The sequence below is a fragment of the Nocardia aobensis NBRC 100429 genome, assembly GCF_000308375.1.
In the GTDB taxonomy this organism is placed as follows: Bacteria; Actinomycetota; Actinomycetes; order Mycobacteriales; family Mycobacteriaceae; genus Nocardia; species Nocardia aobensis.
Genome location: NZ_BAFQ01000032.1, coordinates 1 through 23,098, shown reverse-complemented (window position 1 = coordinate 23,098; position 23,098 = coordinate 1). Strand labels below are relative to the sequence as shown.

Annotated in this window: 2 protein-coding genes; both read right to left on the bottom strand. The window is 70.6% G+C overall.

Features of this window, described 5'->3' with window-relative positions:
- On the bottom strand, positions 1–21,329 hold a 21,329-nt coding region (locus RJ03_RS03820; protein ID WP_036498143.1), incomplete at its 3' end, for a non-ribosomal peptide synthetase.
- On the bottom strand, positions 21,329–23,098 hold a 1,770-nt coding region (locus tag RJ03_RS03815), incomplete at its 5' end, for a condensation domain-containing protein (RefSeq protein ID WP_036498141.1). The genes RJ03_RS03820 and RJ03_RS03815, both read right to left, overlap by 1 nt.

Sequence of the window (23,098 nt, the reverse complement as noted above, 5' to 3'; positions counted from 1 at the left end):
GCGCCGAGCCGCGCGGCCAATCGGGTTGCGGTGAGGGAGTTTCCACCGAGCGCGAAGAAGTCGTCGTCGAGCCCGAGGCGGCGGGATTCGCCGAGGCCGAGCACCCCGGCAACGATCTCGGCGACCGTGGATTCGGCGGCCGTGCGCGGGGCACGGAATTCCGCGACCCGGAAAACCGGCTCCGGCAATGCCTTCCGATCCAGTTTGCCGGTCGGCGTCAGTGGAATCCGGTCGATGACCATGATCGCGGCCGGAACCATGTACGCGGTGAGGCTGCGGGAGGCATGGGCCACCACGTCGTCCACGTCGACGGTGTGCCCGGGCGCGGGGACCACATAGGCGACCAGCGACGTCTCCCCCGTGGCGTCGAGATGTCCCAGGGTGGCGGCGAATTCGACCGACTCGTGCGCGCCGAGCACCGCGTCGATCTCGCCCAGTTCGATACGCAGACCGCGCACCTTCACCTGGTGATCCGAGCGGCCCACATATTCGACGACGTATTCCTCGCCGCGCGCGACCCAGCGCACCAGATCGCCGGTGCGGTAGAGCCGCTCGCCCGGCGCGCCGTGCGGATCGGGGACGAAACGTTCGGCCGTCAGCGCCGCTCGCGCGTGGTAGCCGCGCGCCAGACCCGGGCCGCGCAGATACAGCTCACCGGTGACGCCGGCCGGTACCGGGCGCAAGCGCCCGTCGAGTACCACCGCCGACATCCCGGCGATCGGAGCACCCATATCCAGCGGGTCACCCGGACGCTTCACCGCGCTCACGGTCGCGAAGACGGTGGTTTCGGTCGGGCCGTAGGTGTTGTGGAATTCGCGGTCCGCGGCCCAGCGGGCCATCAGGTCCGGACCGTAGGCCTCACCACCGACCGTCAGCCGACGCAGCCGCGGCAGCGCGGCGGGGTCGAGGGTCCGCAGTACGGCAGGAGTGATGAAGGCGTGCGAAACGCTTTGGGCTGCCAGCAATTCCGTCAATTCGTCGCCACCGTAGACGCCGACCGGCGCGATGACGGCGGTGGCCGAGCCCGCGAAGGCCATCAGCAGTTCCAGCATGGAGGCGTCGAAGCTCGGCGAGGAGGCGTGCAGGACCCGCGCGCCCGAGTCGATCCGATAGTGCCGGCGATGCGCGGCCACGATCGCCCCGATTCCGCCGTGCGTCACCACGACGCCCTTCGGCTTCCCGGTCGTGCCGGAGGTGTAGATCATCCATGCCGGATTCTGCAACCGGACCGGGCGCAGCAGTTCGTGCGCTGCGATCGGCTCGGCGGAGGTAGTGCGCAGGCGCGCGGCGATATCCGGCGCGTCGACGGTGATCGCGCGCACCGTGCCGGGGAGCGCGGCGGCGTCGGCGACGGTCGTGATGCCCAGGGCCGCACCGGAATCGGCGAGCATATGCGCGATGCGCTCCGCCGGATAGTCCGGGTCGACCGGCAGGAAGGCGGCTCCCGCCTTCGCCACCGCCCACCAGGCCACCACCCACCGCACCGAGCGGGTGATCGCGATCGCGACGAAATCCTCGGCGCCGACGCCGGATTCGATCAGGACCCGCGCCAACCGGCTGGACTCGGCATCCAGTTCCGCGTAGCTCACATCCCGGCCGTCGCCGCACAGCGCGGTACCGGTGGGGTTGCGCCGGGCCGCCTCGGCCAGGAACTCCGCCAGGGTGCGGGCGGCGACGAAGGGCGTGGGGCGGGCGTCGAGCAGGGCCGCGTGTTCGGCCGGGGACAGCAGGTCGATATCGCCGACGGCGCGCTGCGGTTCGGCGACGGCCGCACCGATCACCCGGCCCAGCCGCCGCAGCAGGCCCGCCGCGGTGGCCGGGTCGTACAGATCGGTGGCGTAGGTGAGTTCGAGCGGCAGATGCCCGTCGGCGTCGAGTTCGTCCGACACGGTGAACTGCAGGTCGAATTTGGCCACGGGGCGGTCGAATTCGACCGGTTCGAGGATCAGTCCGGGCACGGCATGGGTCTGCGAGCCGAGGTTGAGATAGCTCAGCGACACCGTGAACAGTGGGTTGCGGTCGGCCGTGCGCGTCACGCCCAGGGCGTCGACCACGCGATCGAAAGGCAGTGCCGCATGGGCGAATGCGGCCAGATCGACGGCCCGCGTGTGGTCGAGTACCGCATCGAAGCTGTCGGCGTTCCGGGGCCTCGTCCGCAACGTCAGGGTGTTGACGAACATGCCGACCAGCTCGTCCAGTGCGCTGGCGCCGCGCCCGGCGACGGGGGTGCCGACGGCGACGTCGTCACCACCGGACAGCCGACCCAGCAGCACCGACAGGGCGGCGTGCCAGACCATGAACGGGGTCGCGCCGTGCGCCTTGGCGAGGCGGTGGACCGCACCGGCGACGGTGCCGTCGATGCGACCGCGCACGACCGCACCACGGCGCGAGGCCACGGGCGGGCGCGGCCGATCGACGGGCAGGGCGAGCTCGTCCGGCAGATCCGCCAGCGTGCGGGTCCAGAAGTCCAGGTGTTCGGCCTCGGCGGCGACCAGCGACTCCTGTTGCCACAGTGCGTAATCCGCATACTGCACGGGCAATTCGGGCCAGTTCGGCGCGGTCCGGGCGCGGCGAGCCAGATAGGCGGCGATCAGATCCCGCAGCAGCGGATTCAGCGAATAGCCGTCGGCGGCGATGTGATGGACGACCACCACGAAGACGTGACTGGTCTCGGATTCCCGGATGAGCAGGGCCCGCACCGGCGGTGCGGCGGTCACGTCGAAACCGCGTCCGGCGAAGTCTGCGATCGGCTGCGCCGCGGCGCCGGCGCGGGTCTCGAATTCGATGGGCGCCTGGCCGGGTGGCAGGACCACCTGGCAGCCCGCGCCCTCGGCGTCGAGCGGATAGTAGGTGCGCAGCGCCTCGTGGCGGGTGACCACATCGGTGAAGGCGGCGTGCATGGTCGCCTCGTCGAGATCGCCGAGGATGCGGACCGCGACCGCGATGTTGTCGGCCGCCGAATCCGGGGCCAGGCGGTTGAGGAACCACATGCCCTGCTGCACCGGCGCCAGCGGAACGACGTCGGGGCGTTCGGCGGCGACCGGGCCGAGCAGATCGGTTGCGGCGCCGTCGGTGTCGGCGATCATGGCGGCGGCCAGACCGGCGACGGTCGGGTGTTCGAACAGCATCCGGACCGGAATGCGGCGGCCGTGACGCTCGCCCAGCCGGGCGAGTACCCGGGTCGCGACGAGCGAATTGCCGCCGAGGGCGAAGAAATCGTCGTCGGCGCCGGCCCGTTCGATGCCGAGTACCTGCGCGAAGGTCTCGGCGACCAGCCGCTCGGCGGGCGTGCTCGGCTCACGGTAATGGTCACCGCCGAAGACCGCCGCGACCCGCGGATCACCGGCATCGGGCAGTGCGCCCCGATCGAGCTTGCCGGAGGCGTTGAGCGGGAACGCGTCCAGGGCGACCACGGCCGAGGGGACCATATATCCGGGCAGTTGAGCGACGGCGGCGGCGCGCGCCCGGTCACCGATGCCGGGGTCGGCGGATCCGCCGACCGGGGTGACGAAACCGATGAGGTGGTCGCCACCCGGAGCCGCCACGATCCGCACGGCCGCCGCGGCGACACCGGGCACCGCCGCGAGCACCGCCTCGATCTCACCGAGTTCGATGCGCTGGCCGCGGAATTTCACCTGGAAGTCGGTGCGGCCGAGGTAGATCAGCTCGGGTGTGTCACCGCTGACGTCCCAGCGCACCAGATCGCCGGTGCGGTACATGCGGGAACCGGTCTCGGGAGCGCCCCCCGCAGGGCCCTCGGGAGCGCCCCCATCGGATACAGCGAACGGGTCGGCCACGAATCGGTCGGCGGTGAGGTCGGCGCGGCCGTAGTAGCCGCGCGCCAACTGGGTCCCGGCCAGGTACAACTCGCCCGCGACGCCGGGTGGGGTCGGCTGCAGCCGGGAATCCAGCACGTAGACGCGGCTGTTCCATTCGGGCCGGCCGATCGGCAGGGCCGGGCGGTCGGTCACGCCGGTGACATCGCGGTAGGTGATGGAGACGGCCGCCTCGGTGGGCCCGTACAGGTTGTGCAGCCGCGCCGGGCTGATCGCACCGAACGCCCGCACCGTCTCGGCGGGCAGCGCCTCACCGATGACGAACACCTGCCGCAGCGACCGCACCTGCGCCGGAGCGGCCTGGGCGGCGAAGACGCTGAGCATCGAGGGCACGAAATCGGTGACGGTGACGCCGTATTCGGCGATGGTGTCGGCGAGATAGCCCGGATCGCGGTGGCCGTCCGGGGCTGCGAGCACCAGGGTGGCGCCGATCCGCAACGGCAGGAAGTAGCCCCACAGCGAGACGTCGAAGGTGGTCGCGGTCTTCTGCAGGTACACGTCCGCGGCGGTGAGCCGGTATTCGGCCTGCATCCACGTCATCTGATTGACGATCGCCACGTGGGTAACGGTGACGCCCTTGGGCTTTCCGGTGGAACCGGAGGTGAAGAGCACGTAGGCCGGATGGTGCGCGTACATCGGGCTGTGGCGTTCGTTCACCGCGATCGGATCGTCGCGGTAGGCGTCGAGCGCGACGGTATCGAGCGCGACGGTCGGGCCCTCGAAGTCCACCTCGGCGCCGGTGGTGGTGAGCAGCACCGCGGGCCGGGCCGTATCCAGGATGTGCGCGATGCGCTGGGCCGGATGGTCGGGATCGATCGGGACGTACGCACCGCCGGCCTTGAGCACGGCGTACATCGCCACCACCAACGCCGGTGAGCGCCGGATCGACAGGGCGACCAGCGATTCCGGGCCGACCCCGGCGGCGATGAGGTGGCGCGCGAGGCGGTTGCTCCGGCTGTCGAGTTCACCGTAGGTCAGGACGGTCGGCGCCGAGCCGTCGTCCGGGACGTAGCGCACGGCGGGCAGCTGCGGCGCGGTCGCGGCCTGCGCTTCGAATTCGTCGAGCAGCAGCTCCGCCCCGAAACCGATATGCGCCGAGTCGTTCCACTCGGTGAGGACGCGCTCGCGCTCACCGGCGGCGAACAGGTCGATATCGCCGACGACGCGCTGCGGATCGGCGACAACCGATTCGATCACCCGCAGGAACCGCGCGGCTAGGCTCTCGACCGTCGCGGCATCGAAGAGTTCTGTCGCATAGGTGAACCCGATCTCGCGTTCGGTGACGGTGACCTGCAGGTCGAACGGATTCACCGCGGTGTCGAGGCGCACCTCACCGACGTTCAGCTCACCCAGCTCGACGGTCACCGGGTTCAGGTTCTGGAAGAACAACGCCACCTGGAACAGCGGATGGTGGGCTTGCGAACGCGGCGGGTCGAGCACCTCGACGAGGCGCTCGAACGGGATGTCGGCGTGGGCGAAGGCGGCGAGATCACCCTCGCGCACCTGCCGCAGCACGGCCGAGAACGGCTGGGCCGGCTGGATCTCGGCGCGCAGTACGAGGGTGTTGACGAACATGCCGACCAGATCGTCGAGGACCGCCGCACCGCGCCCGGCGACCGGTGCGCCGATGGCGATATCGCCGGTGCCCGACATCCGGGCGAGCAGTACTGCCAGCGCGGCGTGCACCACCATGAACGGCGTGCTCTCGTAGCGCCCGGCCAGTTCGTCCACGCCGGTTCGCAGTCGCGCGTCGAAGTCGACGGTGACCGTGGCGGCGGTATGACCGGCGACCGCCGGGCGCGGCCGGTCCGTGGGCAGGTCCAGCCGGGCCGGGAGTCCGCGCAACCGATCGCGCCAGAACTGCAGTTGGCGCGCGGCCGAGGACCCCGGATCGGATTCCGCGCCGAGCACCTCGCGCTGCCACAGCGCGTAGTCGGCGTACTGGATCGCCAGCTCGTGCCACTGCGGGGTGGTGCCGGTGCTGCGGGCCGCGTACGCCGTGGCGATATCGCGAGCCAGCGGTCCCATCGAGAAGCCGTCCGCGGCGATGTGGTGGACGACGAGGACCAGAATATGTTCGGGCGCACTGCTTTCCGACCGCACGGGCAGCAGGGCCACGCGCAGCGGAACCTCGGTGGTCACATCGAACGGTTCGGCGATGAATGTGCCGATCGCCGTGGCGATGTCGTCCCCGTGCAGCCGCGACAGCACCGGTACGTGGTCGGCGGGCCGGATCTGCTGATAGCCGATGCCGCCGATGTCCGGATACACCGTGCGCAGCGGTTCGTGCCGCGCGACGATGTCGGCGAGCGCGGATTCCAGGGCCGCCGTATCGAGCGCACCGGTGAGGCGCAGCGCGACGGGGATGTTGTGCACGCTCTGCCCGGGGTCGAACCGGTTGAGGAACCACATGCGCTGCTGCGCGGGCGAGAGCGGCACCAGATCCGGACGCGGGCGCGCGATCAGCGGCACGGCGGCGCCGCGGCCCGCGAATTCCGCGGCGCGGGCGGCCAATTCACCGACGGCCGGAGCGTCGAAGATCAGGCGCACCGGCAGTTCGGCATCGAGTTCGGCGCCCAGCCGGGCGGCGACCCGGGTGGCGGTCAGCGAATTGCCGCCGAGGGCGAAGAAGTCGTCGTCGAGTCCGACGCGGTCCAGCCCGAGCAGTTCCGCGTAGACCGCGGCGACGGCGAGTTCGGCCCGCGTACCGGGAGCGCGGAAGACACGTGCCCGGAAAACGGGTTCCGGCAATGCTTTCCGGTCCAATTTGCCCGACGCGTTGAGTGGCAGCGCGTTTATGACCATGATCACCGCGGGGACCATGTATTCGGGCAGCCGCCGGGCACAGTCGGCACGCAGCCGGTCGGCGTCGAGGTCACGGCCGGATGCGGCGACCACGTAGGCGACGATCCGATCGCCGGTGTCGCGGTCGTCGCGCACCACCGCCACGGCCTGGGCGACGCCCTCGGATTCGCGCAGGGCGCTTTCTATTTCGCCGAGTTCGATGCGCAGGCCACGCACCTTCACCTGGAAATCGGCGCGGCCCACGTATTCCAGTTCGCCGGTGGCCTGCCAGCGCGCGATATCGCCGGTGCGATACATGCGTTCGCCGGCGCGGAACGGGTCGGCGACGAAGCGGTCGGCGGTCAGGCCGGACCGGGCGATATACCCCTCGGCCAATTGCGTTCCGGCGAGGTACAACTCACCCGCCACGCCGACGGGTACCGGTCGCAGCGTCGAATCGAGCACGTAGACACGGGTATTGGCCACCGGACGGCCGATCGGTACCGTCACGGTATCGGCTTCGCTCACCTCGTGGAAGGTGACATCCACCGCGGCCTCGGTCGGACCGTACAAGTTGTGCAGCGGCGCACCACCCAGCTCGCGCCAGCGCACGGCCGTATCCACCGCCAGCGCCTCACCCGAAGTGAACACGCGGCGCAGGTTCGCGGGAGCCATCGCGGAGGTATCGGCCAGTGCGTCGACGAAAACATCCAGCATCGAGGGCACGAAGTGCGCGGTCGTGATCGTTTCCGCACTCATCAAGTGCGCGAGGTAGGCGGGGTCGCGGTGCCCGTCCGGACGCGCCACCACCAACCGCGCACCCACCTGCAACGGCCAGAAGAACTCCCACACCGACACATCGAACGTCGCCGGAGTCTTCTGCAACACCACATCATCCGAACCCAACCCGTACTCGGACTGCATCCACACCAGACGATTCACGATCGCCCCGTGACTCACCGCCACACCCTTCGGACGACCCGTCGAACCCGACGTGAAAATCACATACGCCACATGCTCCGGCCGCAGCCTGCCCCGCCGATCCACAGTCGTCAGGGGACCGTCGGCATAGCCGGACACGTCCAGCCGATCGAGGTCGAGCACGGGCGGCGCCGACTCCGCCCGCACCGGCACATCGGTGGTGGCGAGCACACAGGCCGGTCGCGCGGTCTCCAGGACGTAGCGGATGCGTTCGGCGGGATGGTCGGGGTCCAGCGGCACGTATCCGGCCCCCGCGGCGACGGTCGCGTACATACCGACCACGAGTTCCAGCGAACGGCGCATATGCAGCGCCACCAGGGATCCGGGGCCCACCCCCTCCGCGATCAGGTGGCGGGCGAGCCGGTTCACGCGAGCGCCGAATTCGGCATAGGTCAGCGTCGTCTCCGCGTAGGTGATCGCGGGGGCCTTCGGCGTGCGCGCGGCCTGGACGTCGAACAGCACGGGAAGTGTTGCGGTGCGGTCGATTTCGACTGTGGTCGCATTCCAGATGTCGAGGACCTGCAACCGTTCGGACAGTTCCAGCAGGTCGATGTCCCGGATGCGGACGTCGGGGTCCGCGGTCACCGCGGTGAGCACGCGCAGCAGCCGGCGCCCGAAGGCGGATACCGTCGACGCGTCGAACAGATCGGTGGCGTATCGCAGCACCGCCTGCAGTTCTCGCCCCTGCGGACCGTCGACCTCGGCCAGCGACAGCGCGAGATCGAATTGCGCCACCGGGTTGGCGAGCGGGTAATCCGTCACCTCCAGCCCGGGCAGCCGCAGGTCGGTGCCGGAGCGCTGCTCGAACGACAGCAACACCTGCACGATCGGCGCATACGCCTGGGAGCGTTCGGGATTCACCTCTTCGACCAGCCGGTCGAACGGCAGGTCGGCGTGCGCGAATGCCCGCACGTCGGCGTCTCGGACCCGGGTGAGCAGCTCGGCGAACCGCTCATGGGCGCCGATCCGGGTGCGCAGCACCAGCGTGTTGACGAACATGCCGACCAGATCGTCGAGTGCCTGCACCGATCGGCCCGCGACCGGGGTGCCGATGGCCAGGTCGTCGGTGCCGGACAGGGTGGCGAGCAGGGTGGCGTAGGCCGCGTGCAGCACCATGAAGGTCGACACGCCCGCGCGGCGGGCCATGGTCTCGACAGCGGCGGTCAGCTCGGCCGGAATGCGGAATTCGATCGCCGCACCCGCGCCCGACGCCACCGCCGGCCGCGGCCGATCGCCGGGCAGGTCGACGACGGCGGGCAGGTCGGCCAGCTCGGTGCGCCAGAAGTCGATCTGGCGGGACAGGCGGGATTCGGGATCGTCGGCGCGCCCCAGCACGGCGTGCTGCCACAGCGCGAAATCGGCGTACTGCACCGGCAGCGGCTGCCAGTCGGGGACCGCCGCGGCACGGCGCGCGGCGTAGGCGGTCACCAGGTCGCGGGCCAGCGGCGCGGTGGAGATGCCGTCGGCCGCGATGTGGTGCACGACCACGAGCAGGATGTGTTCGTCCGGCGCGACCCGGAAAGCGCTGATGCGCAACGGAAGTTCGTGCCGCAGGTCGAAGCCGCGCGCCGCCGCCGCGGCGAGTTCGGCATCCACCTCACCGGTGTTCACGGCGTGCAGCGTGAGCGCGGTCGCGGCGCAGTCCTCGACCGCGCGAATGTGCTGGCGCGGGCCCTCGGCGTCCTCGGGGAAGGTGGTGCGCAGCGATTCGTGCCGCGTCAACACATCGGCGACCGCCTCGGAGAGGGCGAATTCGTCCAGATCACCGCGCAGGCGCAACGCGAACGGGATGTTGTACATCGCCGAATCCGGTTCGATGCGGTTCAACAGCCAGATACGAGTTTGCGCCAGCGACAACGGAATTCGATCCGGTCGCGGCCCCGCCGTCAGGGCCGGGACGGTCGCGTCGGGTGCGTCCCGGACGAGGCGGGCCAGCAGGGCGGCGGTGGGTGCGCCGAAGATTTCCGCGACGTTGAGATCGCATCCCAGGGCGGCATTGACCCGCGCGACCACACGCATGGCGAGCAGGGAGTTACCGCCGGCGGCGAAGAAGTCGTCGTCGGCGCCGAAGGGTCCGGCACCCGGCGAATCGAGGCCCAGCAATTCGGCCATCACGGCGGCGACCACGGCCTCGGCCCCTTCGGCCGGGGCGCGGTAGCCGGACTTCTCCCCGGGATCGACGGCCGGCAAGGCGGCGCGGTCGAGCTTGCCGGAGGAATTGACCGGCAGGTGCGCCAGCACCGTGACGCCGGCCGGGACCATATATGCGGGCAGGGCGACGCCCGCGGCGGTCAGCACGGCGCCGGAATCGACGGCAGCGCCCGCGGCGGGCACGACATAGGCGTGCAGCCGCGCCCGCTCCCCCGCTCCAGCGACCACCACGGCCGCCTGGGCGATGTCGGCCTGCGCGGTCAGCGCGGCCTCGATCTCACCGAGTTCGATGCGCAGCCCGCGCAGCTTCACCTGGAAGTCGTTGCGGCCCAGATATTCCAGTTCACCGGTGCGGTTCCAGCGCACCAGGTCGCCGGTGCGATACATCCGGGCTCCGGCCGGGGCACGACCGGCGGGCCCGGAGGCGGTAGCGGAGCGTGACCCCGCAGGGCCCTCGGGAGTGGCCCCGTCGGATACAGCGAACGGGTCGGCGACGAAGCGGTCGGCGGTCAGTTCGCAGCGGCCGACATAACCGCGCGCGAGCTGATCGCCCGCCAGATAGAGCTCGCCGGTGACGCCGACGGGTACCGGTCGCAGCGTCGAATCGAGCACGTAGACACGGGTATTGGCCACCGGACGGCCGATCGGTACCGTCACGGTATCGGCTTCGCTCACCTCGTGGAAGGTGACATCCACCGCGGCCTCGGTCGGACCGTACAAGTTGTGCAGCGGCGCACCACCCAGCTCGCGCCAGCGCACGGCCGTATCCACCGCCAACGCCTCACCCGAAGTGAACACGCGACGCAACGACGCCGGCGCCGTCGCCACCGAGCCGGCGAAGACGGCCAGCATCGACGGGACGAAATGCGCCGTCGTCACCGCCTCCTCGTCCATCAACCGCGCGAGGTAGGCCGGATCGCGGTGCCCGTCCGGACGCGCCACCACCAACCGCGCACCCACCTGCAACGGCCAGAAGAACTCCCACACCGACACATCGAACGTCGCCGGAGTCTTCTGCAACACCACATCATCCACACCGAGTCCGTACTCGGACTGCATCCACACCAGACGATTCACGATCGCCCCGTGACTCACCGCCACACCCTTCGGACGACCCGTCGAACCCGACGTGAAAATCACATACGCCACATGCTCCGACCGCAGCGGCGACACCCGGTCGGCATCGGTCACCGCGTCGTCGGCACAGCCGGACAGGTCCAGCCGGTCCAGCCGCACCACGTCCACACCGGCCGGTAGGACGGAATCGTCGGTCGTGGTCAGCACACAGGCGGGCCGCGCGGTGTCGAGGACGTAGCGCACGCGGTCGACGGGATGGTCGGGATCCAGCGGCACGTAGGCCGCCCCGGCCGCGACGATCGCGTGAATGGCGACGACCAGCTCCAGCGATCGCGGAATCCGCACGGCCACAGTCGTTTCCGGACCGACGCCGCGGGCGATGAGGTAGCGCGCCAGCCGATGCACGCGCCGGTCGAATTCCCGATAGGACAGACTGGTGCCCTCGAAGGTCACCGCCTGCGCTGCCGGGCGCTGCGGCCGGGCGGCGAGAAGTTCGGGCAGGGTGCGCGGTTCGACCGGGTAGCCGGTGGCGTTGTGCCCGCCGATCAGCCGGTCGCGTTCGGCCGGCGACAACAGTTCGACGTCGGCGACCCGGGTGGTGCCCTCGGCCGTCATCGCCGCCACGATGCGTTCGAATCCGTCGAGCAGCGCCGCGACGGTCTCCGGGTCGAAGAGGTCGGCGGCATAGTGCACGTGCAGATCGATACCCGCGGCCGTACCGTCCGCGGCGTAGGTCTCGTTCGCGGTCCAGTGCTGGTCGACCTGGATGGGCGCCGCCGCCGGCTCGACCGCCGCGATCTCCAGGCCCTCGAGCCGCAGCTGCGCGCGGGTCTGGTTCTGCAGTGTCAACGACACCTGGTACAGCGGCGAATGTGCCCGGGAGCGAGTCGGATTGAGGGTTTCGACGAGCTGTTCGAACGGCACCGTCGCATGGTCGAAGGCGGCGAGGTCGACGGCCCGCACATGGTCCAGATGTTCGACGAGGCTGTCCTCGCCGTGCACCGGGGTGCGCAGTACCAGCGTGTTGACGAACATGCCGACCAGATCGTCGAGCGCCTGATCACCACGGCCGGCGACCGGAGCGCCGATCACGATGTCGTCGCTGCCGCCGAAGCGGGCCAGCAGTACCGACAGGGCGGCGTGCAGCACCATGAACGGTGTCACCCGGTGTGCCGCCGCCAGGTCGTGGACGCGCTGATGCAGTGCGGCATTCAGCCGTGCGGTGCGGGCGCCGCCGCGCTGGGAGGCGATCGCCGGGCGCGGTCGGTCGGTCGGCAGCGCGGACAGCTCCGGCGCGCCGGACAATTGCGCACGCCAGAATTCCAGCTGCCGAGCGGATTCCGATTCGGGGTCGGTGACCGCACCGAGGGTGCGCTGCTGCCACAGGGCGTAATCGGCGTACTGGATCGGCAGCGGCGACCACTGCGGCGCGGCCCCCGCGGTGCGGGCCTGATAGGCGACGGCGAGGTCCCGGGTCAGCGGGGCGAAGGACCAGCCGTCTGCCGCGATGTGATGGACGACGAACAGCAGGACATGGGTCTGTTCGGCGCGTTCGGCGTCGGGCGCGCGGCGCACCCGCAACAGCCGGATGCGCACGGGAACCTCGTCCGCGACGTCGAAACGACTGTGCGCCAAGCTTTCCGCCATGGCGGCGACCTCGGTGGCATCGACATCGGTGAGCGCGAGATCCGGTACGGCGGCGGGTACGACGCATTGGGTCGCCACTCCGTCCCGCTCGGGGTAGCGGGTACGCAGGGTTTCGTGCCGCTCCACCACATCGGCGATCGCGGCGCGCAACGCGGCGATGTGCAGATTGCCGGTGAGCCGCAGTGCGAACGCGATGTTGTAGCTGCCGCCGCCGGTGTCCAGGCGGTTGAGCATCCACATGCGCTGCTGGGCGATCGACAGCGGGACGATTTCCGGGCGCGGATCGACGGCGATCGGCCCGTCGGCACCGGAACCCTTGTCCGACAGCGTGATCCGGGTGGCCAGCGCCCGCACGGTCGGTGCGTCGAAGACCGCGCGGACCGGCACCGCGTCGGCGGTGGCCTTGTTCAGGCGGGCGGCGAGCTGCGTGGCGATGAGCGAGTTGCCGCCCAGGGCGAAGAAGTCGTCGTCCGCACCCACCTGTTCGACACCGAGCAGGGCGGCGAAGGTGCCGGCGACCAGCACCTCGGCCGCACCGACCGGTGCGCGGTACCGGGTGGGCGCCAACACTGGTGCGGGCAGCGCCTTGCGGTCCAGCTTGCCGACCGGAGTCAGCGGAATCTTGTCGAGGACTACCAGCGCGGCGGGCACCATGTGCGAGGGCAACCGGCGGGCCGCGAAATCGGTGAGATCGACGGGATCGACCGCACGTCCCGGCTTCGGCAGGACATAGGACACCAGCATGGTGCCGCGAGTGTCATGGTCGCGTCCCAGGGTGGTCGCGTAGTCGACGTCGGGGTGGGCGCCGAGCACCGCGTCGATCTCGCCGAGTTCGACGCGGAAGCCGCGGATCTTCACCTGGAAATCCGAGCGCCCGACGTACTCCAGTTCCCATTCCGGCTGTGCCTGGCGCACCGTCGGCGCGACGGCCCGCCAGCGCACGACATCGCCGGTGCGATACATCCGGCTGCCCGGCCTACCCCACGGGTTCGGCACGAAGCGTTCGGCGGTCGCTCCCGCTCGGTTGCGGTAGCCCCGGGCCAGGCCACCGCCCGCGAGATACAGCTCACCGGCCACACCGGGCGCCACGGGCCGCAGTCGCCGGTCCAGCACCAGCGCCGACATACCGTGCACCGGAGTGCCGATGGTGACCGGTTGTCCGGCGGTCAGCCGCGCGTACGAGGAGATGATGGTGGTTTCGGTGGGACCGTAGCCGTTGAAATAGCGGCGGCCGGGCTCCCAGGCCGCCAGCAGTTCGTCGGTGGTCACATCGCCGCCGACCGAAAGTACTTGTAGCTGAGGCTGTTCCGCCGCGTCCAGGGTGCCCAGCACGGCGGGGGTGATGATCGCGTGCGTCACGGCTTCCGTGCGCAGCAGCGTGCCCAGTTCGGGGCCGCCGATGATGCGCGCCGGCACGACCACCAGCGTCGCGCCGGTGGCGAAGGCGCAGATCCATTCCAGGACCGACGGGTCGAAGCTCGGCGAGCAGATGTGCAGCATGTGGTGTTCGGGCCGCAACCCGTACCGTTCGATCGCGTACTGGGCCAGCCCGCCCAGGCCCGCGTGCGTCACGGTGACGCCCTTGGGCCTGCCCGTCGAGCCCGATGTGTAGATCACGTACGCCGGATGCGACATCCGCAGCGTGGCGATCCGGTCGGCGTCGCCGATCGGATCGGCGGGCAGGGCGGCGAGTTCGGCCTCGGTCGCGGGCGCGTCGAGGACCAGCCAGCGCACGTCCTCGGGGAGGGCGTCGGCGTAGGCGGCGACCGTGATGCCGACCCGGGCCGCCGAGTCGGTGACCATGTACCGCACCCGTTCCGCGGGATAGGTGGGGTCGACCGGGAGGTGGGCGCCGCCGGCCTTGGCCACCGCGACGGCCGCGGCGACCATCTCGAACGACCGCGGAAGCGCCACGGCCACCAGGTGTTCCGGGCCGACGCCGGCCGCGATCAGGCGGCGGGCCAGCCTGGAGGAGTAGTCGTCGAGGTCGCCGTAGGTGATCGACCGTCCCTCGTAGCGCACCGCGATCCGGTCGCGGCCCAGGCTCAGTCCGGCGGTCAGCAGTTCCGGCAGCAGCGCGGTCGCCATCGCCTCGTCGGGGCGCACCCGGGTCAGCCGGACGTATTCGTCGGCGCTGAGCAGCGACATGTCACCGACCGCGGCCTTGGGCTCGGCGACCAGCTGCCGCAGCAGTCCGAGGAAACGGCTCGCGAAACCCTCGATCGTGGCGTGGTCGAAAAGGTCTCGGGCATACGCGAACTCCGCGGCCATGCCGTCGGGAGTCTCGCGGATGTTCAGGGCCAGATCGAATTTCGCGGTATCGGCGGCCTGCTCGACCGTTCCGGCCCGCAACCCCGGCAGCTCCAGCTCGCCGGTGGGCAGATTCTCGAAGGCCAGCGCCACCTGGAACAGCGGATGCCGCGCGGTCGACCGTTCCGGATCGAGCAGTTCCACCAGACGCTCGAACGGCAGGTCGGCGTGCGCGAAGGCACGCAGGTCGGCGTCGCGGGTGCGATCCAGGAGTTCGGTGAAGCTCGCGCCGCCGGGCACCGCGGTCCGCAACACCACGGTGTTGACGAACATGCCGATCAGATCGTCGAGTTCGCGCTCGCCGCGCCCGGCGATCGGCGAGCCGATCGCCACATCGTCGGTGCCGGCCATGCGGGCCACGAAGATCGCCAGCGCGGTATGCACGGCCATGAAGGTGGTGGCCTGTCGCCGCTGGGCGAGTTCGCGCAGCGCGTCGCGGATATCGCCGCCGACGGCGAAACGCACCCGGCCCCCGGCGTAGGAGGGGCGCATCGGGCGCGGCCGGTCGGTGGGCAGGTTCAGCTCGTCGGCCAGTCCGGCGAGGGTCGCGCGCCAGTAGGCCGCCTGGGCGCTGAGGACACTGTCCGGATCGGATTCCGAGCCCAGCACCGCGTGCTGCCAGATGCTGAAGTCGGCGTACTGCACGGGCAGCGGCTCCCACTGCGGTGCGGTTCCGGCCGCGCGGTGGGCGTAGGCGGTCATGAGGTCGCGGGTCAGCGGGGCGATCGACCAGCCGTCGGCCGCGATGTGGTGCGCCACGAAGACGAGGATGTGCTCGGGCTCGACGTTTTCGGAGACGGCAGCGCCGCTGTCACCGAAGTCTTTGCGCAGCAATGCGATTCGCAGTGGTGGTGCGGTGGTCACGTCGAAGCCTCGCGCCGTGAGCTCCGCGATCCGGCCCGCGATCTCCGTCGCCGGGACGCCGACCGGCGTCAGGTCCACGCGCACGTCGGCGGCGGACAGCACCTCCTGGGCGGGACCGTCCTCGTATTCGGGATAGCGGGTGCGCAGGGTCTCGTGGCGTTCCACCACATCCGCGACGGCGGCGGCCAGCGCCGCGACGTCCAGTGCCCCGCTCAGCCGCACCGCGACCGGAATGTTGTGAACACCCGAGTCGGGATCGAACCGGTTGAGGAACCACATCCGCTGCTGCGCCGGCGAGAGCGGAATGCGCTGCGGCCGTGCTTGTTTCACCAGTGCCGGCCGCGGGCGCTCGGCCACCTCGCCGCCGGCGGCGGCCGCGAACGCGGCCACGGTCGAGGCCTCGAACAGGGTGCGCACCGGCACCCGGGCATCCACGATCCGGCCGACGCGGGCACTGACCTGGGTGGCGTCGAGCGAGCTGCCGCCGAGGGCGAAGAAGTCGTCGTCGCGGCCGACCCGCTCCAGCCCGAGGACGTCGGCGAACACCTCGGCCACCCGCTCCTCCAGCGGAGTGCGCGGAGCATCGAATTCCGCGGCGGCCAGTACGGGCAGCGGTAAAGCCGCGCGATCCAATTTGCCGCTGCTGTTGAGCGGGAATTCCGCCAGTTCGACGACGGCGGTGGGGATCATGTACGCGGGCAGCACCGCGCCGAGCCCCTCCCGCACGGCCCGCACATCGAGTTCGGCGCCCGGCGTGCGGATCACGTATCCGGCGAGGTAGTCGCCGCTCTCGCCGGTGACCAGGCGCACCGCGGCCTGGCCCACCCCCGGTGCGGCCAGCAGCGCGGTCTCGATCTCCGGCAGTTCGATGCGCTGGCCGCGGAATTTCACCTGGAAGTCGATGCGGCCCAGATAGTCGAGCTCGCCCTCGGGAGTCCAGCGCACCAGATCGCCGGTGCGATACATCCGTTCGCCGCCGAAACCGAAAGGATTGGCGACGAAGCGGTCCGCGGTCAGATCGGCGCGCCCGCAGTAGCCACGGGCGAGCTGAGAACCGGCCAGGTACAGCTCGCCCGGCACGCCGATCGGCACCGGATGCAGCCGGGAGTCCAGCACGAAGACCTGGGAATTCCATTCCGGCTCGCCGATCGGCACACTGCGCACATCGTCGGCGGTGACCTCGTGGCAGGTGATCGACACCGCCGCCTCGGTCGGGCCGTACATATTGTGCAGGGCGCCGCCGCACTTCTCGGCGAACAGCGCCGCGGTTTCCGCGGGCAGCGCCTCACCGACCACGAAGGCCGCGCGCAGGGTGGTGAGTTCGTCCGCCTCGGCGTGGTTGAGGAAGACGGTGAGCATCGAGGGGACGAAGTCGGTCAGCGTCACTCGCTGCGCGGCAATGGTTTCGGCGAGATAGCGGGCGTCGCGGTGACCGTCGGGGGTGGCCACGATCAGGGTGGCGCCCGCGCGCAGCGGAAGGAAATAGCCCCACAGCGAGACGTCGAAGGTGGTCGCGGTCTTCTGCAGGTAGATGTCGGCGGCGCGCACCCCGTACTCGGCATGCATCCATTCGAGCTGATTGGCGATGGCGCGATGGCTGACCGCGACACCCTTGGGCCGCCCGGTCGAGCCGGAGGTGAACAGCACGTAGGCCGGATGGTCCGGATGTAGCGTGCCGTTGCGCTCCCGGTCGCCGATCTTGGCCGCGGAGTAGTGGCTGACGTCCAGCTCGTCGAGGTGGTGCACGGCGACCGTATCGGCGGTCGCCGGCGGTAGTGCGAAGCCGGCGGCCCGCGTGGTCAGCACGGTGTGCGGTCGCGCGGTGGCGATGATGTGGCCGATGCGCTCGGCCGGATGGGACGGGTCGACCGGAACGTAGGCGCCGCCCGCGTACAGCACCGCGTACATGCCGAGCACCAGTTCGATCGATCGCGGCATGGCCAGGACCACCAGCGTCTCCGGACCGACGCCGGATGCGATCAGCTTGCGCGCGAGCCGGTTCACCCGCTCCGACATCTCACCGTAGGTGAGCTCGGTGCCCTCGAACACGAGTGCGCGGTTGTTCGGCGTGCGGCGCGACTGCCGATCGAAACCCTCGTGCAGGAAGTGGCCGAACACCTTGTGGCCGCTGGCATTCCAGCTGGAGGTCACATAGTCGAGTTCGCCGGCGTCGAGCAGTTCCAGATCGCCGACCGGCAGCTGCGGGTCGGCGGTGGCGCCGCCGAGCAGGCGCAGGAATTTCGCGGCGAATTCCTCGACCGTGGGCGCGTCGAAAAGGTCGGTGGCGTAGGTGAATTCGGCGCGGTATCCGCCGTCGGCGGCGGGCGGGGTGGAAATGGTGAGCTGGAGGTCGAATTTCGCGAAGCCCGGATCGAAATCCACGAGCTCGCAGTCGAGACCCGGCAGTTCCGGCGCGCCGACTCCGATGTTCTGCATGAACAGGCCGACCTGGAACAGCGGATGCCGTGCCTGCGAACGCGCCGGATTCAGCACCTCCACCAGGCGTTCGAACGGAATCTCGGCATGGGCGAAGGCATCGAGGTCGACCGCGCGGGTGCGGCGGACCAGGTCGGCGAAATCGGCATCGCCGGACACCCGGGTCCGCAGGACCAGGGTGTTGACGAACATGCCGACCAGATCGTCGAGTGCGCGCTCGCCGCGGCCCGCGACGGGCGTGCCGATCGCGATATCGCTCGTCCCGGACAACCGGGCGAGCAGCAGCGACAGCGCCGCGTGCAGCACCATGAACGGCGTGGCCCGCAGCTGCTCGGCCAACTCGTCGATCGCCGCGCGCAGGCCGGCGTCGATGGTGAATTCGACGGTCGCGCCCCGGTACGAGGCCGCGGCGGGGCGCGGCCGATCGGCGGGCAGATCCAATTGCGCCGGGAGCTCGGCCAATTCGCGCTGCCAGAAGCTCAGCTGCCGGGCCGCCTCGGAGTCCGGATCGGTGTCGTCGCCGAGCACTCGCTGCTGCCACAGCGTGTAGTCGGCATAGTGCAGCGGCAGCGGCGTCCAGTTCGGGGCGGTGCCGCGGCTGCGGGCGGTGTAGGCCTGGATCAGGTCGCGCAGCAGCGGTCCCATCGACACCCCGTCGGCGGCGATGTGATGGACCACCAGCACCAGGGTGTGATCGTCGGCGCCGGTACGCAGCAACCGGACCCGTACCGGAATCTCGGCGGCGACGTCGAAACCGGTGGCGGCGACCTCGCGCACCGCGGCGACCAGATCGGCCTCGGCGACCTCGACCGGCGTCAGGTCCGGCTCGGCGGCGGGCCGGACGACCTGCACGGCCCCCGCGGCGGTTTGCGGGTACACCGTGCGCAGCACCTCGTGGCGCGCGGTCACGTCGGCGACGGCCGCACGCAGTGCCGCCGTGTCCAACCGGCCCCGCAGGCGCAGCGCGACCGGAATGTTGTCCACCGCGGCCGCGGAATTTCCGGTGGCGTCGCTGTTGGCCAAGCGGTTCAGGAACCACATGCGGCGCTGCGCCGCCGACAGCGGGACCGCCTCCGGACGCGGACCGGCGACCAGCGGCGGCCGCACGCGGGTGGTGGTGGCCAGGGCGGCGAGGCCGGCCGGAGTGGGGCGGTCGAAGAAGTCCCGCACGTCGACCGCGATGTCCAGCGCGGCCGAGATACGCGCGATCGCGCGCGTGGCCAGCAGCGAATTGCCGCCGCGGGCGAAGAAGTCGTCGTCGGCGCCCACCGCGTCGATACCGAGCAGGTCGGCGAAGATCTCCGCGACCGCTCGCTCGCCCGGCGTCTCGGGTGCACGGAATTCGCTTGCGGCACTGTCGAATTCAGGCTCGGGCAGCGCCTTGCGGTCCAACTTGCCGTTGGCGTTGACCGGCATGCGGTCCATGCCGACGAGCAGGGTCGGCACCATGTATTCCGGCAGCCGCCGCGCGGCGTCGCCGAGAATCGCGCCGGAATCGAGCTCGCATCCGCCGGCCGTCACGACGTAGCCGATCAGGTGGTCGCCCGTGCTGTGCCGGTACAGCACCACCGCGGCCTGTGCGACCGATTCGTGCGCCAGCAGCGCCGCCTCGACCTCACCCAGTTCGATCCGCAGACCGCGCAGCTTCACCTGGAAGTCGCTGCGGCCCAGATATTCCAGTTCGCGCGGGCCGCCGTCGATCCCGCTGTTCCAGCGCACCAGATCGCCGGTGCGGTACATGCGGTCGCCCGGGGCGCCGTGCGGGCTGGCGACGAACCTCTCGGCGGTCAGGGCCGCGCGGCCGAGGTAGCCGCGGGCCAGCTGCACACCGGACAGATACAGCTCGCCCACCACACCGTCCGGGACGGGTTGCAGGTTGTCGTCCAGGACGTGCAGGTCGGTGTCGTCGGCCGCCGCGCCGATCGGAACCGAGACCGTATCGGCCGCGGTCACCTCGTGCGCGGTCACGTCGACCGCGGCCTCGGTCGGGCCGTACAGATTGTGCAGGCTCGCGCCGCTCACATCGCGGAAGGCGGCGCCGGTCGCGGCGGGTAGCGCCTCACCGGAGGCGAAGACCGCACGCAGGGAGTCGATATCGCTCGTCGCCTGCGCATCCGCGACCGCGGCGGCGAACACCGCCAGCATGGACGGCACGAAATGCGCGATGGTGATGTGCTTGGCTGCGACGGTCCGGATCAGATAGGCCGGATCGCGGTGGCCGTCCGGTGCGGCGAGCACCAGCCGGGCGCCGATCTGCAAGGGCCAGAAGAACTCCCATACCGACACGTCGAAGGTGAACGGCGTCTTCTGCAGCACCACATCCGCGGCGTGCATGCGGTAGCAGCGCTGACGCCAGCGCAGATTCGCCACGATGGCGCGGTGCGAGACCGCGACTCCCTTGGGCCGCCCGGTCGAGCCGGAGGTGAAGATGACGTAGGCGGTGTTGTCCGGGCGCGCCGGCACCACTTCCTCGGACTCCAGCACGGGAGACCGATCGCCCGTCTCCCAATCGAATTCGTCCACCCGCAGCACCGGCACACCGTCGAACGCGGGACTTCCGGCATGGGTGAGTACCACGACGGGCGCGGCGATCTCCAGCACGTACGCGATGCGATCGGCGGGATGCTCCGGGTCGATCGGCACGTAAGCGCCGCCGGCCTTGTGGATCGCGTACATGCCGATCACCAGTTCGAGCGATCGGCGCATCGACAGGCCCACCCGCGCATCCGGGCCCACTCCCAGCCGGACGAGCTGCCACGCCAGCGCGTTCGCTCGTGCGTCGAGTTCGGCGTAGGTCAGCGTTCGGCCGTCGAATTCCACCGCGACCAGACCCGGCGTGCGCACCACCTGTTCGGCGAACAGCGTGGCGAGCGTATCGGCGGGAGCCAGGCCGGGTTCGAGCACGTCCGCGGCCGCGGTGAGCGCGTCGTCGAGCAGATCGGAGACGGCGGCGGCGAGCGCGCCGTCCCCCGATTCCAGCAGCGCCGGCAGCCGGCCCGAGACGACCACCTGCACCAGCGCATCGGGGGTCAGCGCGTCACCCATCGCCGCGGCCAGCGTGGTCAGCTCCGCGCCCAGCTCGGCATAGGTGAGCGCGATGTCCTCGTGGCGGACGGCGACGCGCTGCGGTTCCAGGTCGGCGACGACCTCGATCAGATACGGCAGATCCGCGATGCCGTAGGCGCCGCGCAGCGCGGGGTGCTCGGTGGACCGGACGGGTGTAACCGACTCTGCATGCGTCATCAGTGGGTTCCTTCCGTGGTGAGCACGCCCTGTGCGCGCAGATGCAGGGCCTCGAGCATCGTGGTGAGTCCGCCGGCGCCGGCGGCGAGAACGCCGGGCAGCAATCCGGCCAGCGCGACATTGATCAGCGCGTCGGGCGTGGCGCTCGCGCCCATGGCCCGGCCGACGGTGACCACCTTGTGGTGCAGTTCCGCGAATCCGATTCCACGACCGCCGAATTCGACGGCCAGCGAATCGGGTGCGGTTCCGGCGGCGGCGGCGATGAGATCGACCAGATCGCCGGGCAGCCGGGTGGACGCCGCGCGGCCGGTGCGGCGATCGCGTTCCTCGGCGGTGCGAATGTCGATCGCGCGCACGGTGATCGACGGATCCGCCGCCACCGTCCGCACGATCAGCTGTAGTCGTTCGGCGAACAATCGCACCGTGCGCTCGTCGAAGATGTCGGTGGGATAGCAGAATTGCATCCGCAACCGGTGCAGTTCACCGTCCGCGCCGAATTCCTCCAGTGCGGTCAGCTGCAGATCGAATTTCGCCTCCGGCAATGCCGGTTCGAGGGTCTCGACCCGCAGACCGGGCAGCGTGACCGTCGTGGCCGGCAGGTTCTGGAAGGTGAACAGCACCTGGAAGATCGGCGTATACGCGCTGGTACGGGTACGGCCGAGTGCCTCCACCACCCGTTCGAACGGCACCTCGGTGCGGCCGAGCGCCGCCAGGTCGCCGTCGCGCACATTCCGCAGCAGTTCGGCGAAACTCGTCCGGGCGTCGATCTCGGTGCGCAGCGCCACGGTGTTGACGAACATGCCGACCAGATCGTCGAGTTCGCGGTCCCCGCGCCCGGCCACCGGTGCGCCGACGACGATGTCGGACTGTCCCGACAGCTTCGCCAGCAGCACCGCGAACGCGGCGTGCATCGTGGAGAACAGTGTCGTTCCGTGTGCTCGCGCGACACCGGAAAGCTGCGCGACCAGCGGCTGGTCGAAGGCGAAATCGACCGTCGCGCCGCGCATCGCACGCCGGGCGGGACGCGGGCGGTCGGTGGGCAGCGCCAGCTGCTCGGGGGCGCCGGCCAGCCGGTCGCGCCAGTAACCGAGCTGGTCGGACAGCACGCTGCCCGGGTCGGTGTCGGCGCCGAGCACGGTCCGCATCCATTCGCTGTAGTCCGCGTACTGGACGGGCAGCGGACTCCACTGGGGCGCGGCTCCGGCCAGGCGGCTGGTGTAGGCCGCGATCAGGTCGCGGGTCAGCGGCGCCATCGAGTAGCCGTCGGCACTGATGTGGTGGACCACCACGACCAGGATGTGCTCGTCGTCGGCCACCCGCAGCAGACGCACCCGCACCGGCGGGGCGGCCGTGACGTCGAAGCCGACGGCGACGATCTCGGCGATACGCTCGTCGATCTCGGTGCGCCGCACCGGAATCGCCTCGACGTCGACCGGCGTGGCGGGCAGCACCTCCTGCACCGGTTCCGGTTCGGCGGAGGTGGTGCGGACTTCCGGGTAACGGGTGCGCAGGATGTCGTGGCGGCGCACCAGATCCGCGAGCGCGGCCCGCAGGGCGTCGAGGTCCAGCGCACCGGTGAGGCGCAACGCGACCGGCACGTGATACGCCGCCGAATCCGGGGCGAGCCGGTTCAGCACCCACATCCGCTGCTGGGCGAGCGACAGCGGCACCGCCGCGCCGGCGGTCCGCGGCCGCAGCGGCGGACGGACGTCGCGCTCGGCCGCATCGATCCAAGCGGCCAGTGCCGCGACGGTCGGGGCGGTGAACAC